Source organism: Clostridioides sp. ZZV14-6009, assembly GCF_020658095.1.
Classification (GTDB): domain Bacteria; phylum Bacillota; class Clostridia; order Peptostreptococcales; family Peptostreptococcaceae; genus Clostridioides.
In genome coordinates this window covers 1-16,175 of sequence record NZ_JAGWDG010000032.1, presented here as the reverse complement: position 1 = coordinate 16,175, position 16,175 = coordinate 1, and the positions used below count along the sequence as shown (strand labels likewise).

Sequence of the window (16,175 nt, the reverse complement as noted above, 5' to 3'; positions counted from 1 at the left end):
ACTTAAAAGCTTTCATCTGTATCATTTCTTCACCTCCTTTTAATTTATATTACAGGCTTACATCTCCACCCTACTTACGTTGAGGATGGAGTATTTCGCCTATCTTTGATAAAAAAGCTTTATTTTATCTCTCATTACATATAAATCTCGTTTCATAAATCTCACCACCTTCATATAAATAATATTATAAATTAAATAGCTATCTTTCTATTCTGATACAAAATTATTAATTTCGCTTTGCAATTTATTTAAAAACTTTTTAGTTGCCTTAGAAAAAACCTGATACTTTTTCCAGACAATATTTAAGTGTGCTTCTAATCTCGGTTCTAAAGGTCTAAAACAAAGATTGCTATTACCTGTTGTATTGATTAGCTTATCCAAGCAAAGAGCATATCCAGCCCCTTCATCTACCATAAGAGAAGCATTGTAGACAAGATTATAAGTTGCCACTATATTAAATGTTTGAAAATCTTGCCCAGACCAACCAGAAATTACATTTTGAACCAATGTTTGACGTGAAGTTAATATAGGAATTCCCTTCAAATCTTCTGCACATATCATTTTCTTTTGAGCAAGTTCACAATCTTTTTTCATAAGTAACCCCCATACATCATTAACAGGAAGTTTGATATAATCATACTTTTCCATGTTGGCAGGTTCGATTAAAATTCCAAAGTCTAAAAGTCCTTTATCTAGTCTTTCCGTTACATCATCAGCATTTCCACTAAATAGATGATAGCGTATATTAGGGTATTCTTTCTGCAATTCTTTCACAGTTTTTGCAATAAAACGCATAGCATCTGTTTCTCCCCCACCAATATAAACATTTCCTCGTATGTCATCATAATCATTGTTAAAATCTGAAGTAGTTTTATCTGCTAAATCAATTATTTCCTGTGCACGTTTACGTAAAAATAAGCCATCCTCTGTAAGTGTGATTTTTCTGTTGCCACGCAAAAACAACTTTTTCCCAAGTTCATCCTCAAGTTCCATAAGTTGTTTTGAAAGTGTAGGTTGTGTCACATTAAGTGATTGAGCTGCACTTGTAATACTTTCCTCTTTTGCAACTGCCAAAAAATATCTCAATACTCTAAGTTCCATTTGTATATCCCTCCTATTTATAGTGTAGTTTCCTCTAGTATTCCTGTCAACTATGGGAAGGTATTCTTTATAAGTATTTGCTATTATATTATTTCGTTAATATAATAAACATATAGAAACTATGATATAAATTTTAATAAGAACAATAACATGAAAAGGACATAAAAAGGAGGAAAAAATATGAATTTTAATATGTATATACCAACTCGTTTTATCTTTGGAAATGGACGTTTAGATGAATTACATCAACAAAAACTACCTGGAGAAAAAGCCTTGCTTGTTGTTTCAAGTGGAAAATCAAATAAAGAAAATGGTGCACTTGCCCGAACAGAAGAGCAGTTAAAAATGGCAGGAGTAGAGTTTGTGTTATTCAGTGAAATAGACGCAAATCCTAATAAAAATTCTGTCATGAACGGGGCTTCCTGTGCTCGTGAAACAGAATGTGATTTTATTATTGCCTTAGGTGGTGGAAGTGTCATGGACGCTTCAAAAGCAATTGCAATGATGGTAACAAATGATGGTGACTTATGGGATTATGTAAATGGAGGTACTGGAAAAGCACAACCATTACAAAATGAACCACTACCAGTTGTTTGTATTACAACCACTGCTGGAACAGGTAGTGAAGCTGACCAATGGGGAGTTGTTACAAATGAAGAAACCCATGAGAAAATTGGTGTTGGTGGTTATGACTCTTTATTCCCTGTTTTGTCTATAATTGACCCAGAATTGATGAAATCTGTACCACCTGAATTTACTGCTTATCAAGGATTTGATACCTTATTCCATGCTGTGGAAAGCTATATATCTTCTTTTTCCAGTGTTATGAGCGATATGTATGCTTTAACTGCTATCGAAAATGTAGGCAACTATCTTGCACATGCAGTAAAAAATGGTAGTGATATGAAAGCAAGAGAACACATGGCTTTTGCAAATACGATTGCAGGAATTGTCATGACAATCAGTGTCACTACAGCACAGCATTCTTTAGAACAGGCTATGTCTGGTTATTACCCAAGACTTCCTCATGGTGCAGGTTTGATTATGATTTCTAAAGCTTTCTTTGGATTTTTTATAGAGAAACATGCTTGTGATGAACGCTTTGTACGCATGGCACAGGCATTGGGAATGAAGGATGTTAACAAAGCAGAAGATTTTATTACAGCTCTTAGCAAATTACAAGAAGCTTGTGGCGTTGCAGATTTAAAAATGTCCGATTATGGAATTACACCAGGAGATTTTAATCTAATAGCAAAAAGTGCACGAGAAACAATGGGTGGTTTATTTACAGCAAATCCTTGTGAAATGACACATGAGGATTGTGTAGAAGTATTGAAAAAATCTTACAGTTAATCAGAAAGGATGTGTGAAATGAACTTGAACTTAAATACATTTTTAAGACACGTTAATCAAGGACTTACTGTTGTTGGGGGCTCAGAGTTACATAAATTTATGAGTGAACTCAGCAATGAAGCCATGAAAATTACCTCTAAATTAAACAATCATTATCATGAGCCAGAAGAAATTAGAACATTGTTTTCAGAGTTAATAGGAAAACATGTAGATGAAACATTCAACATGTTCCCTCCATTTTATACTGACTGTGGAAAAAATATAACAATAGGTAGAAATGTTTTTATAAATTCAGGATGTCGATTTCAAGACCAAGGTGGTATTACTATTGGAGACAATTCGTTAATTGGTCATAATGCAGTATTGGCAACTTTAAATCATGATTTTGCACCAAGCAAACGAAGTACTATGCACCCAAAACCTATTAAAATAGGGAAAAGTGTCTGGGTCGGTGCTAATGTCACAATAACTCCTGGTGTAGAAGTGGGAGATGGAGCAATCATAGCAGCTGGAGCTGTTGTAACAAAAGATGTGTCACCTAATACGTTGGTGGGAGGTGTCCCGGCAAAGTTTATAAAAAAAATTAAGGAGGAATAAATAAATGAACAAAAAAGTCTTAATTATATCTACAAGTTTTCGCAGAGATGGAAATTCTGAAATATTAGCAGATATGTTTTTAAAAGGGGTAAAAGATATATTAAGTAAAGCATATCAAATGGGAAAGGCAGTATAAGCCTATGAAAAAGATTATAAGCCTTATGTTAACTGCACTTTATAGCTTTGCATTGTTAGGTTGTACAAATATTCCAGCCTCACAACAAACAATTAAGCAAGAATCTAAAAATAATACTTTAACTGCAACTCCTATTTCTTATAAAGAAAAAGAAGTGATAACATCAACTAAAAATAACATGATAACTGCCAATCTTAAAATTGGAGATAAAGACTTTGTATTGAAACTTTATAATAATGCCTCTGTACAAACACTACTAGAAAAAATGCCACTTACACTAGATATGAAAGATTTAAATAAAAACGAAAAATATAATTACTTTACAAAAGATTTGCCATCAAGTTCAGAATCTGTAAAAAATATTAAGACTGGTGATTTTATGCTATACGGCTCTGATTGTTTGGTACTATTTTATAAAGATTTTCAAACCTCATATAACTACACTAAGCTGGGGTACATTGAAGATACCAGTAAACTTGATGAAATATTAGGAAATGGAAACATACAAATAGTGCTTAGTATTATTAACTAAAACAATAGTGTCATTATGTCAAATACATCTACCATGATGACACTATTGAACCGAATTTTCTCTAACTTACAATCTTATTTTTTCCATTATTTTTAGCTATGTAAAGCTTTGTATCCGCTCCCTTTACTAGCTTCTCAATAGTCATATTTTCAACGTACTCCTCTACACCACCACTGACTGTAATTTTGTTTACTAAATCAAATAATTTTTTATCACTAGAAACATGTATGCGAATACGCTCTGCTACCTCAATTGCTTTAGATTTAGTAAAGCTAGTCATTACAACTATAAACTCTTCTCCTCCGTATCTTGAAACAATCCCATCATTTCCAACCTCTTCAATTAAAATCTCACTAAATCGAATTAATACATTATTTCCACATAGATGACCATATTTATCATTTATTTTTTTAAAATCATCTATATCAAACAATACAATGGACATAACTCTTTCTTGCAGTGGCTTTTTTAATATATTGGACATATATTGTATTAAATATCTTCTATTATACAAATTTGTCAAATCATCTATAATTGCCTGCCTTTCAAGTCTTTGGTTCAATTTATATACTTTATCACGCTCATGAGAATACTCTTGTAAAACCACAATCATTACTATACATAAAAACAATGAAACTATAATAAAACTACTTATCGTATCTGATGCACGAGATTCGCCTATAGATACAATTAAGTTTGGGTAATTAAATGCCAAAAATATAGATATACAATACACAAATATAGATACAAATATCATAACTATTCTCTTAAGACCATCAAGAGTCAATGATATAACACATATTCCCAACAAGAAATAAAGCATCATACCACTATCCACTCCACCACTTATAAAAAAGAGTACTGGAAATAAGAATATATTAAGCCCTATATTAATTACTAGACACCCTCTATCAATATCTTGTGTTTTAAGAGAATAGATTGCCAATATGGACATGATACAAAAGCAAGAAAAACTTCCCCATATAGATATACTAGGAAGGCTACTAAAAAGAGCTGCAACAAAAGCTAAAAATGAACAAATAACTCCAGCAAAACAAAAAAGATAAAAAAGCCTTTCTTGTAAGTTTAATTTTTTATTTAAATACGTCTCCATGTATTTTTTAATAGACTGTTGTATAGATGACAAATATTTATCTCCTTCTTTATTAAGATATTTTAATTTAATTATATTATAATATTATATCATATAATAAGTATGTTTAAATAATAGCTTACATATCCAATATATGGAATTAAATTTATCTAATAAGTATATATGATAATAAAAGTATGTAGAAAAATATTAAAAATAAAACTTATAAAAAATAACAGACAATTACATGTATAAAATAACAAAGCAAAGCACTCATATTATGTTAAAGTGCCTTGCTTTATTTATATATTATATAAAAATTTATAACCTATAATTTCTATTCCAACTCAAATGCCCCTGTATAAAGACTATAATAAACTCCTTTTTTATTTATTAACTCATCATGAGTACCTCTCTCTATTATACGTCCCTGTTCAAGAACTATAATTGCATCTGAGTTTCTAACAGTAGACAATCTATGTGCTATTACAAAAACAGTTCTACCCTTCATAAGATTATCCATACCTTTCTGTACCAGTGTTTCTGTACGTGTATCAATAGAAGATGTAGCTTCATCAAGAATCATTACTGGTGGATTTGCAACTGCTGCACGGGCAATCGAGATTAATTGTCGTTGACCTTGTGAAAGACTGGCACCATTTTGTGTCAATATAGTCTGATATCCATTTGGCAATCTAGTAATAAAGTCATGTGCATTTGACAATTTAGCAGCCTCAATACATTCATTATCTGTAGAATCCATTTTACCATATCGGATATTATCCATAATTGTTCCTGTAAATAAGTTGACATCTTGCAATACAATTCCCAAGGAATTACGTAAATCTGTCTTTTTAATTTTGTTGATATTGATACCATCATATCTAATTTTTCCATCTGCTAAATCATAAAAACGGTTAATCAAGTTTGTTATGGTAGTTTTTCCAGCTCCAGTCGCACCGACAAATGCTACTTTTTCTCCTGCTGTTGCTTCCAAAACTATGTTGTGTAATACTAATTTCTTTTCTGTATATCCAAAATCCACATCAAAGAACTGAATATCACCTTTTAAAGGAGTATATGTTATTGTACCATCATGATGAGGATGTTTCCATGCCCATATTCCTGTATTATCAGTTGTTTCGATTACTTCCCCATTATTGAATCTAGCATGTACTAATGTAACATATCCATTATCTTGCTCAGGCTCTTCGTCAATCAATTCAAATATACGTTCTGCTCCTGCCAACGCCATAGCCATCATACTAATTTGCTGTGCAATTTGTGAGACAGGCATACAAAATGTTTTCGACAAACTCAAGAAAGAGACAATCATTCCAACTGTAATAGAGCCTACACTATACAATGCCATAAGTCCTCCAAAAAGAGCAATTAACACATATTGCAGATTTCCAAGTTGCATAATAGTTGGCATAAGTATATTACCATATTTATTTGCTTGTGTAGAATCTAAACATAAATCTTTATTCTTTTTATCAAATTGTTGTTTTGCATCTTCTTCATGGCAGAATACCTTAATGACTTTTTGACCATTTATCATTTCTTCAATATATCCTGTAATATTTCCTAATGTCTCTTGTTGCTTTATGAAATACTTTGCACTTGCACCACCAATTTGTTTAGTAACTATGCTCATGATGACTGTAACTACTAAAACTAAAAGCGTCAAAGGTACATTACTTATAAGCATAGAAATCAATATAACAACTACTGTAATAATAGCCGAAATAAATTGTGGTAATGCCTGTGAAATAAACTGACGCAATGTGTCTGTATCATTGGTATAATGGCTCATAATATCTCCATGTGTATGAGTATCAAAATAACAAATAGGAAGTTTTTGCATATGTACAAACATGTCATCTCTAATTTCTTTCAAAGTTCCTTGAGAAATCTTTACCATAATTCGATTATAGAGGAATGTTGCGACAACACCTAAGATATAAATACATGCCATTAAAATAATTGTATATAATAAGCCACTAAAAGATGGATTATCTTCAAGCAAAAGTGGAGTTATATAATCATCAATCAATGTTTGCAAAAACAAAGAACTTATGACAATAGTACAAGAGCTAAAAAGAATACATACGACAACTGTGCTAAACAAAAGTTTATGTCGCCCTACAATATAAGATAACAGTCGTTTCCATACGCTAAATACCTTTGTTTCCATTACTTGTCATCTCCCTTCGTTTGTGAATCATAGATTTCCCTATATATTACATTTGTTTTTAGCAATTCCTCATGTGTACCATACCCATTGATTTTACTGCCTTCCATAACGATAATATAATCAGCATCTTCCACTGAAGAAATACGCTGTGCAATAATAATTTTTGTAGTGTCTGGTATTTCTTCACTGAATGACTTTCTAATCATTGAATCAGTTTTTGTATCTACTGCACTTGTAGAATCATCAAGTATTAAAATTTTTGGTTTTTTTAGCAAGGCTCTTGCAATACATAGTCTTTGCTTTTGACCACCAGAAACATTTGTCCCTCCCTGTTCAATATATGTGTCGTATTTATCTGGAAATGTTTCAATAAAAGAATTTGCCTGTGCCAATTTACAAGCATGTATCATTTCTTCTTCACTAGCATATTTATTTCCCCAAAGTAGATTTTCTTTAATTGTTCCAGAAAATAGCTCATTTTTTTGAAGAACCATTGCTACTTCATTACGAAGTGTAAATAAATCATAGTCTTTTACATTTACGCCTCCTATTGTAATTTTTCCCTCTGTCACATCATAAAGACGTGGTATTAATTGAACTAGTGAACTCTTTCCACTTCCAGTCCCACCTATAATCCCCAATGTTGAACCAGTTTCTATATGAAATGAAATATTTTTTAGACATTCTTTTTCTTTATCATCTACATAACTGAAACATACATTATCAAAACTTATTTCTCCATTTTCCATATGATATACAGGAGTATCACCGTTTTTTAATGAACTTTCTTCATCTACTATTTCTATAATTCGTTCACAGGAAGCTCTTGCCATATTAATCATAACCATAACCATAGATAACATCATAAGACAATTAAGAATATTCATGGCATATGTAATTAAGCTGGAAAGTTCTCCTGTAGTCATTGTAGTTGCATTGCTTGAAACTATCATTTTTGAACCAAACCAACAAAGTAGTAGTGTACAGCAATACATAGAAAACTGCATTAATGGCATATTATAAGCAACAATTCCTTCAGCCTTTCCAAATGTCTTGTATATTTTCTCTGAAACATGTTTAAATTTCTTGACTTCAAATTTTTCTCTTACAAAAGATTTAACTACTCGTATACCTGTGAGATTCTCTTGCACAACTCCATTTAAGTCATCATAAATATTAAACACTCTTTCAAAATATGGATGGGAACGACTTACAATTAAATATAAACCAACTCCAAGAATTGGGATTGCAATTAAAAATATAAAGGATAAACTCGCATTAACCATAAATGCAGCAATCAATGAAAATACAAGCATAAGTGGAGCACGTACAGCCACACGAATAATCATCATATAAGCATTTTGGACATTTGTTACATCTGTGGTTAATCTTGTTACAATACTGGAAGTTGAAAACTTATCAATATTAGCAAAAGAATAGCCTTGTATTTTGTAATACATATCCTTCCTTAAATTTTGTGCAAACCCAGCAGATGCAGTAGCACAAAAACTTCCAGACAGTATTCCAAAACATAATCCTAAAAATACACAAACAATCAAAATGGTACCAAGTTGCACTAGGGTCTGTGTATTGTTTCCACTGATTCCTACATCAATCATTTCTGCCATAATCATAGGAATTAAAATTTCCATTAAGACTTCTAATACAACAAATACTGATGTTAGTATGGAAGCTTTTTTATACTCTTTAATGGAACAAGCTAATTTTTTAATCATATTCTATCTCCTTTTCTAACTAATTTTTAAGATGTTGATTTACTCTAAGTTTTATCAGACAACTTTAATTATCTATAATTTTCTTACCTAACTTTTATTTATTCTGTATAGAAATGAATATACTCAGATGCCTAATATTTAAAATTTTATCATTATCTGTGTTGAATGAGAATTTCAAAAACCTTAATAACATTAGATAAAATCTAATATTATATTGAAATTATCTCATCTTACAATTATACTTTTGATATGGAAAGAAGGTGCTTTATGAATACTCAACAATTAGAATGTTTCGTATGTGTTGCTGACAAGTTAAATTTCACAAAAGCAGCAGAAGAACTTTTTTTATCTACTCCTACAGTTACTCACCATATCAAAAATCTAGAAGAAGAATTAGGAGCGAAATTATTTATACGAAATTCAAAAATGGTTCGATTGACAGAAATGGGAAATATGTTTTACAGTGATGCCAAAGACATACTCAACAAAATAGAGGTATCACATAAAAGGATAGCAAAAGCTACTTCTCAGAATACTTCTTTTTTGCGTATTGGATGTTCTAGTCATGCTGAACTCAATAAATTACAAGGTATATTGTCAGACTTACGAATTGCCTTTCCACAGGTGTACCCTTTAATATTTATGGAGGATTATTTTAAGCTTAAAAATTTATTCAATAATAAACATTTAGACATTATGCTTTCAACAAAAGAAATGATTAGAGATATGAAAGAATGCACTTTTAAGAAATTAAAGAATACTAAAAATTATGCTATTATGTCCTCACAATCTATCCTTGCTGAAAAAGATAGTCTGACTTTTGATGATTTAAAGACAAATTGCTTAATTATATTAAATCCTAAGTTTATACCATTTCAACATGGAAACATATTGCAGGAAAAAATAGCATTACATTCTCAAAACCATTTTAATATTGTATGTGAAAATGACCAAGCAAGTATACTTCTTGCAAATTGTGGATATGGTATAGCAATATTACCTGAACATTGCATACCAACAGAAAGTGATGGTTTTATTATTCGTCCAATCATTGAAGAAGCTATCATCGAGTATGGTATTGCATATCAAAAAAATGTAAAGGAAAAATACATTCGATTCTTTATAGATAATTTTACTTGTTTGTAAATAAAAATAAGAAAGAAGAACCTCAAATATAAAGGTTCTTCTCTTTTATTTCAATATACTATTCTTTAGTATTTTAACTATATCAAGACATATGTTTATATAAACATATTTTTACTAATAAATCTAATATTACAATGTACCTAATTGTATAATCATGGTATAAATTTACTTTATTTTTATTGATTTACTACTTTATTAGTTTACTTATGTATCAATTCATCTTTATTACTCTACTTCATTTTTATTGCCTTACTATATTTATTGATAATATTCCATGTACCATTTTCTTTTCTTAATTCGAGGCTTATTTTTGAATAATAATCTCCATTTTCACTAGATTGTGTCACTATAACTTTATTTCCAGACTTATTCTTATAGCTACGTTCTTTTATCTTATTTTTTGTATGCCCAACTACAATAGCATCTATTCCATCTACTGTAGTAGCAAGTTTTTTTATCTCGCTACTTGGATTTTTTAAATTTATATTATTACTATCTGAATGTACAACTGTAACAATTACATCTGGATTTTCTTTTTGCATAACCTTTACCCACTCATTTGCATCCTTAACTAAGTCATTGGTATATAATCTATTTGTTTTTTCAGAATTTTTTTCTGAACTTGAATCATTGATATTTTTTTCATCTTTATCTATAGTAAGCCCCAATATTCCAACCTTTATGTCGCCTTCTTTAGTTTCAACTTTATGCATTATATAAGGTTTTACATAATTTTCTCCAGACTCATCGTATATATTAGCTGATAAAACAGGAATTTTCATTTCCTCAAAATTTTCTATAATAGAATCCAATGTAGACTTTTTTTCTTCAAAATCATTTTTTTCAGATATAAGTTCATGACTACCAAGTACTACAGCATCATAACCTAGATAAACAATAGGCCATTCGTTTATTCTTTTATGAATACCTTTTTTTGTATTATACTGCCATTCTTTAGACCATCTAGTCATTTCTTTTGTATCTGCATCAAAGAAGTCTCCAGTATCAATAAAGATTGGCTGTACAGCTCTATATCTTTCATTAAATAAACTAACTGCCATTTCATCTGAAAAATTTGAATGTAAACCAGATGTTGTAATTATATTTACTTCTTTTCCAAATACCTTTAATTCACTGTGCTTATCTTTTATAAACCACTTATCATTCTTCTTACCCAACTTAAAGTTAATCTTTGATACACTATCGCCATGAGCTCCAGGCTGTGTCACTACCACTTCTTCACCAGATTTATTTTTAAATGTATGTTGCTCTATCTTTTCATGCGTATGACCAGCTACAATAGCATCTATTCCCTCTACAGTTGTTGCCAGCTCCTTTATTCTATTTCCTGGGTTTTTAGGATTTTTAGGCTCTTCACCTGAATGTACAATGGCAACGATTATATCTGGACTTTCTTTTTCCATGACCTTTACACACTTTTTAGCATCTTCCACCAAATCATTTGCATATAATTTACCTTTATATTGTGCTTGTTCTTCAAGTGCTCTAGCTTTTTTATCTTGCTCAAAGCTTTTAAATCTTGAACGTTCTCCTACTTCTTTTATAGTAAGCCCTAGTATTCCTACCTTTACATTCCCTTTTTCTGTTTTGACATCTTTCATTATGTATGGTTTTACATAGTTTTTTCCAGATTGTTCATATATATTTGCAGACACCAATGGTATGTTATTATTTCTAAAATCAGAAACTAACCTATCAAGACCTTGCTTATCATTAGAAACGAACTCATGATTTCCAAATGTAACTGCATCATATTTTAATTTTGCCATTTCTTTAGCTATAGGAACTTCTCCTTCACGTGGCTCAGCTATTTTTTTAAACTCTGGCATACCATCATTAAATCGTACTAGTTTTTGACCAGTAGACCATCCATTCATATCAATACTTTGTATGTCAAAAAAATCGCCTGCATCAACCATTAGCAAGTTTTCATCGTATTTTCTCTCTTCTTTCACATAAGAAACTAGGTTTTCTGGGACTATTGAATGTAAGTCACTTGTCCCAAGTACATTGATTTCTATATCTTTAGTGCTTTCACATCCCACTAATAATATTATTAGAACTATTATTGATGTAACTATAATAAATTTTATTTTCATAAAAGCTTCCCCCTTGATTTTTTTGATGATAATAAAATTTACTCTTATACCTTATCTTTACTATCTAAGTTTGTTACTGTTTATTATACGAAAAAAACTATATGTAAATTCCTTTTTAAATAAATCTACATATAGTTCTTTATATTTTTTAGTTGCAAAACAATACTTACTCTAATATACTCAAATCTTCAAGTAAGTTTAATATAGTATACTCACAATATTTTAATATATGGAATATGGAAATAGTCTTATATATTCATCTTATCTATCATACTAATATTAAATACCTTATATTATTTATAAACTTTATATATTATCTATAAACTTTATAAAGTTACTCAACCTCAATTGTTTTACTAAATTTATCATTAATAACCCATGAACCCTTTTCTTTTTTCACTTTAAAAGTAATTTTAGAATAATATTTACCATGTTCACCTGGTTGTGTCACTATAACTTTACCTCCAGACTTATTTTTATAGTCATGTTCATCTATCTTTTCATGAGTATGACTAGCAACAATAGCATCAATCCCATCTACTGTAGTTGCTAATTCTTTTACTCTATTTCCTGGATGCTTGGGATTTTTAGGTTCTTCTCCTGAATGTACAACTGCAACTATTATATCTGGATTTTCTTCTTTCATCACTTTTACCCACTTCTTTGCATCTTCTACTAAATCATTTGCATACAATTTATCTTTATATTGAAATTGCTCTTGTAAATTTACATTTTCAAGACCTTTACCTACCTCTTTTATCGTAAGACCCAATATTCCAACTTTTACTTTACCTTCATTTGTCTCTACATCTTTTATAATATATGGTTTAACATAGTTTTCTCCAGATTTCTTATATATATTTGCTGATAGCACAGGAATCGCCACATTATTAAAATCTTCTATAACAGCATCTAAAAGACGCTCATCTGCCCAATACTCATCTTTCTCAGATACAAACTCATGATTTCCAAGTACTACTGCATCATACCTACCATGCTTCATATCATTGACCATCGGGCATCTGCTAATCTCTGTATCAGTATTATTAGCCCTTATAGTTTTCCACTTGTTATACCATTTAATCATTTTTTCTGTCTGAGGATCTAAAAAGTCTCCTGCATCTACTACAACAGGTGCAATTTGACTACTTTGTTCATTGACAAGACTAGCTGCTAATTCATCAGAAAAATGTGAATGCAAATCTGCAGTGGCAACTATATTTATTTCTTTATCAATTATTTTTAATTTACTATTCTTTTCCTTTATATTCCATTCACCATTTTTCTTATTTAATTTAAAGTTAATCTCTGATACACTATCTGCATATGAACCTGGTTGTGTTACAATTACCTCCTGCCCAGATTTATTTTTATATGTATGTTGCTTTATTTTCTCATGAGTATGACCTGCTAATATTGCATCTATCCCCTCTACTGTAGTTGCTAGTTCCTTTATTCTATTTCCTGTATTATTAGAATTTTTAGGTTCTTCCCCTGAATGTACAACTGCAACTATTATATCTGGATTTTCTTTCTTCATCACTTTTATCCATTTCGTTGCATCTTCTACTAAATCATTTGCATATAATTTACCTTTGTACTCAGATTGTTCTCCAAGTTCTCTTGATTTAGCCTCGTCTTTAATATCTTTAAATCCTGAAATTTTTCCTACTTCTTTTATAGTAAGACCTAATATTCCAACTTTTACATTACCTTTATCTGTCTTAACATTTTTCATCACATACGGTTGTACATAGTTTTTTCCAGATTGTTCATATACATTTGCTGATACTAATGGAATATTATTATTTTTAAAATCAGAAACTAATTTATCAAGATTTTTCTTATCATTTGAAATAAATTCATTATCCCCAAGTACTACAGCATCATATTTCAACTGTGTTAAATCTTTAACTATAGGTACCTCATCTTGAGCATTCTTAACTATATCTTCATATTCTGCTAGCCCACCTTTAATCTTAATTAGTTTTTTTCCAGAAGTCCATTCCCACATTTCTTTACTTTGTTCACCAAAAAAATCTCCTGCATCTACCATAAGTAAATTTTCATTCTTTGCTCTTTCTTCATTTACATATGAAACCAGAGAATCTGTCACAACTGAATGTAAATCACCTGTTCCTAATATTTTTACTTCTGTATCTGATACTTTATCTTTTGTATCTTTTGTACTTTGACATGCCACAAGTAATCCCACTAAAAACACTATCAATACCATTATAATAAATTTTATTTTCATAAAAGCCCCCCTCGCAAATTTTTAGATTATAATAAAATTTAATATCATGCTTTATTTTAAACTATAGCAGGTTATAGAACTATGAGCAACATTCATTGGATTAATAGATTATTATCTTTAAAGATATTCATATTTAAAGATATACATTTCATTTATTATGTCATCATAATAAAATATTTAAATATACTATTAGAAAACTTTAAATGTATATTTCACATAATAAACTTTTATCTAATACAAATAGATATGATAAGATTGTAGCAATATTAAAATATATGGAGAAAATCGAGTATAAAATCTTATTTAAACAGTTAAGTAACTAGAGTGGTTGTAAAAGTGACATGTCCACACCTTTATAAATAAAATTGATAAAAGGCTTTGTGTATTTTTGACTGTATTACCTATATTTTATCTGATATTCAAAATATAGAAATACGGAGTAATTTTATATCCTCAGATGTGATTGTTATAGATATCAACATCCTCAACATGCATGCTGATAAGAACCTCATTGTACCACTTCACTTTCTTATGCTAAAAGGTACAATGAAATTCTGTTTTATTTATACAATTTATAAATTAGACCATTACTTCTTAGGATTTACAAGTTCATCAAGTAACATTGGAAGTAGCTCGTCTATTTGTTCATCATTAAATTGGCAAGTCCCAACAGCTTTGTGACCTCCACCGCCATACTTAAGCATTAGACTACCAACATCAATATTTGAAGTTCTATTTAAAATACTGTATCCTACAGCTACAGAACACCCTTTTCCACCTTTTCCATTTACAATCCAGGCAGAAATATTTTGTTCTGGATACATACTGTAAATCATGAAACGATTACCTGTATAAATTGGCTCTACTCCACGTAAATCAGAAATAATAACATCTCCTTCTGTACGTGTGTATTTAGCAACCATTTCTTTAAATTTATTTGTCTGCTCAAAATAAACTTCTATACGTTCCTTTACATCTGACAGATTTAAAATTTCTTCTGTATCTAAAGTTCTACATGCATCAATTAACTTTTCCATCAATTGATAGTTAGATATAGTAAAGTTTCTCCAACGCCCCAACCCTGTTCTTGGGTCCATAAGATAACCAATTAAAATCCATCCAGTTGGATTTTGTACCTCTTCTATAGTAAGATTTCCAGAATCAACTTTGTCTACTGCTTCTAGCATTTCATTAAAATGAGAAAATCTTTCATTTTTACCATAGTACTCATGAATAATTCTTGCACAAGAAGGAGCAATGCGACTTTATCCTTTATACCTTCCTTTAAGTTCATTTCTCTCAAATTCACTAGAATGATGGTCAAACCAAAGACCACACCCTTCTACAAATGGTACATTGGCAAGACAATCATCTTCTGTCACCTCAACCAACCCATCTTGTAAGTCTTTAGGATGAGCAAATTTCCAATTATCAATAATACCTGCTTCTCTTAATAATGCACCACAAACTAATCCATCAAAATCAGAACGTGTAATCAATCTCATATGTTTCAACCCCTTTGCTTTAAATATATGCCTATATATATTGTAATTTTTTCCTTAAATATATAATATCACTTTACATGTCAGCTTGATATACATTTCAATATATACCCACAAAACTTATTTTTTTGGTTATAAATAGCTTTATTTATTATTTAAAGTACAACTTTATCTTTTATTAAAAATATAGTTATATCTTGCCTAACAGCCAAAATTTCAATTAAAATAAAAGTCTTATGTTACTATGAATATACTTACATTTTATTATAGCCTTAAATATAGCATCTTTCACATTATATTAATTCCTCATATAAATTAACATAAAAACATCACTTATCACTTATCACTTATCACTTATCACTTATCACTTATCACTTATCACTTATCACTTATCACTTATCACTT

At 30.1% G+C, this 16,175-nt stretch carries 13 protein-coding genes; 5 read left to right on the top strand and 8 right to left on the bottom strand.

Annotated elements, in window-relative coordinates:
* Window positions 1-207: 207 nt before the first annotated feature.
* Window positions 208-1,101, bottom strand: coding sequence for a LysR family transcriptional regulator (locus KGF36_RS19610; RefSeq protein ID WP_227828685.1), 894 nt, complete (start codon window positions 1,099-1,101; stop codon window positions 208-210).
* Between the two features lie 180 nt (window positions 1,102-1,281).
* On the opposite strand from KGF36_RS19610, the gene KGF36_RS19605 reads away from it, so the two are divergent.
* The 4 genes from KGF36_RS19605 to KGF36_RS19595 are packed head-to-tail and all read left to right on the top strand — an operon-like array spanning window position 1,282 to window position 3,719.
* Complete coding sequence (locus KGF36_RS19605) at window positions 1,282-2,454, top strand: iron-containing alcohol dehydrogenase (RefSeq protein WP_227850464.1); 1,173 nt, start codon at window positions 1,282-1,284, stop codon at window positions 2,452-2,454.
* Between the two features lie 24 nt (window positions 2,455-2,478).
* A complete protein-coding gene (locus KGF36_RS19600) occupies window positions 2,479-3,051 on the top strand; it encodes a DapH/DapD/GlmU-related protein (RefSeq protein ID WP_227850493.1) in 573 nt (190 codons plus the stop codon).
* A 4-nt stretch (window positions 3,052-3,055) separates the two neighbouring features.
* The gene (locus KGF36_RS20325) at window positions 3,056-3,187 is read left to right on the top strand and encodes a hypothetical protein (RefSeq protein WP_255287815.1); all 132 of its coding nucleotides are present in this window, start codon (window positions 3,056-3,058) and stop codon (window positions 3,185-3,187) included.
* 4 nt (window positions 3,188-3,191) lie between these two features.
* The gene (locus tag KGF36_RS19595) at window positions 3,192-3,719 is read left to right on the top strand and encodes a cyclophilin-like fold protein (RefSeq protein WP_227850465.1); all 528 of its coding nucleotides are present in this window, start codon (window positions 3,192-3,194) and stop codon (window positions 3,717-3,719) included.
* A gap of 61 nt (window positions 3,720-3,780) precedes the next feature.
* Here KGF36_RS19595 and KGF36_RS19590 read toward each other — a convergent pair whose 3' ends face one another.
* The 3 genes from KGF36_RS19590 to KGF36_RS19580 form a co-directional block, all read right to left on the bottom strand.
* A complete protein-coding gene (locus KGF36_RS19590) occupies window positions 3,781-4,866 on the bottom strand; it encodes a GGDEF domain-containing protein (protein WP_227854970.1) in 1,086 nt (361 codons plus the stop codon).
* A gap of 283 nt (window positions 4,867-5,149) precedes the next feature.
* Window positions 5,150-7,009, bottom strand: a complete 1,860-nt coding sequence (locus KGF36_RS19585) for an ABC transporter ATP-binding protein (RefSeq protein ID WP_227850467.1) — start codon at window positions 7,007-7,009, stop codon at window positions 5,150-5,152.
* Window positions 7,009-8,745 (bottom strand): ABC transporter ATP-binding protein, encoded by a 1,737-nt coding sequence (locus KGF36_RS19580; protein ID WP_227842699.1) that lies wholly within the window; start codon window positions 8,743-8,745, stop codon window positions 7,009-7,011. Before KGF36_RS19580 ends, KGF36_RS19585 begins: the two co-directional genes overlap by 1 nt.
* 267 nt (window positions 8,746-9,012) lie before the next feature.
* Between KGF36_RS19580 and KGF36_RS19575 the strand changes: the two genes are divergently transcribed.
* On the top strand, window positions 9,013-9,891 hold the full coding sequence (locus KGF36_RS19575) for a LysR family transcriptional regulator (protein ID WP_227850468.1): 879 nt from the start codon (window positions 9,013-9,015) through the stop codon (window positions 9,889-9,891).
* A gap of 230 nt (window positions 9,892-10,121) precedes the next feature.
* Here KGF36_RS19575 and KGF36_RS19570 read toward each other — a convergent pair whose 3' ends face one another.
* The 4 genes from KGF36_RS19570 to KGF36_RS20555 all read right to left on the bottom strand — a co-directional run bounded on the left by KGF36_RS19570 (window position 10,122) and on the right by KGF36_RS20555 (window position 15,773).
* Window positions 10,122-12,011, bottom strand: coding sequence for a metallophosphoesterase (locus KGF36_RS19570; protein WP_227850469.1), 1,890 nt, complete (start codon window positions 12,009-12,011; stop codon window positions 10,122-10,124).
* 334 nt (window positions 12,012-12,345) lie between these two features.
* A complete protein-coding gene (locus KGF36_RS19565; protein ID WP_227850470.1) occupies window positions 12,346-14,268 on the bottom strand; it encodes a metallophosphoesterase in 1,923 nt (640 codons plus the stop codon).
* Between the two features lie 587 nt (window positions 14,269-14,855).
* Window positions 14,856-15,455, bottom strand: coding sequence for a hypothetical protein (locus tag KGF36_RS19560; RefSeq protein ID WP_413840953.1), 600 nt, complete (start codon window positions 15,453-15,455; stop codon window positions 14,856-14,858).
* Window positions 15,456-15,533: 78 nt separating this feature from the next.
* Window positions 15,534-15,773: a hypothetical protein gene (locus KGF36_RS20555; RefSeq protein WP_413894767.1), complete on the bottom strand. Its 240-nt coding sequence runs from the start codon at window positions 15,771-15,773 to the stop codon at window positions 15,534-15,536.
* Window positions 15,774-16,175 lie beyond the last annotated feature (402 nt).

What these genes read in the sequence shown, in the direction of transcription:
- KGF36_RS19610 (WP_227828685.1), bottom strand. Translation starts at nt 1,101, where the DNA reads ATGGAACTTAGAGTATTGAGATATTTTTTGGCAGTTGCAAAAGAGGAA.
- KGF36_RS20325 (WP_255287815.1), top strand. Translation starts at nt 3,056, where the DNA reads ATGAACAAAAAAGTCTTAATTATATCTACAAGTTTTCGCAGAGATGGA.
- KGF36_RS19565 (WP_227850470.1), bottom strand. Translation starts at nt 14,268, where the DNA reads ATGAAAATAAAATTTATTATAATGGTATTGATAGTGTTTTTAGTGGGA.
- KGF36_RS19605 (WP_227850464.1), top strand. Translation starts at nt 1,282, where the DNA reads ATGAATTTTAATATGTATATACCAACTCGTTTTATCTTTGGAAATGGA.
- KGF36_RS19585 (WP_227850467.1), bottom strand. Translation starts at nt 7,009, where the DNA reads ATGGAAACAAAGGTATTTAGCGTATGGAAACGACTGTTATCTTATATT.
- KGF36_RS19595 (WP_227850465.1), top strand. Translation starts at nt 3,192, where the DNA reads ATGAAAAAGATTATAAGCCTTATGTTAACTGCACTTTATAGCTTTGCA.
- KGF36_RS19580 (WP_227842699.1), bottom strand. Translation starts at nt 8,745, where the DNA reads ATGATTAAAAAATTAGCTTGTTCCATTAAAGAGTATAAAAAAGCTTCC.
- KGF36_RS19575 (WP_227850468.1), top strand. Translation starts at nt 9,013, where the DNA reads ATGAATACTCAACAATTAGAATGTTTCGTATGTGTTGCTGACAAGTTA.
- KGF36_RS20555 (WP_413894767.1), bottom strand. Translation starts at nt 15,773, where the DNA reads ATGAGATTGATTACACGTTCTGATTTTGATGGATTAGTTTGTGGTGCA.
- KGF36_RS19570 (WP_227850469.1), bottom strand. Translation starts at nt 12,011, where the DNA reads ATGAAAATAAAATTTATTATAGTTACATCAATAATAGTTCTAATAATA.
- KGF36_RS19560 (WP_413840953.1), bottom strand. Translation starts at nt 15,455, where the DNA reads ATGCTAGAAGCAGTAGACAAAGTTGATTCTGGAAATCTTACTATAGAA.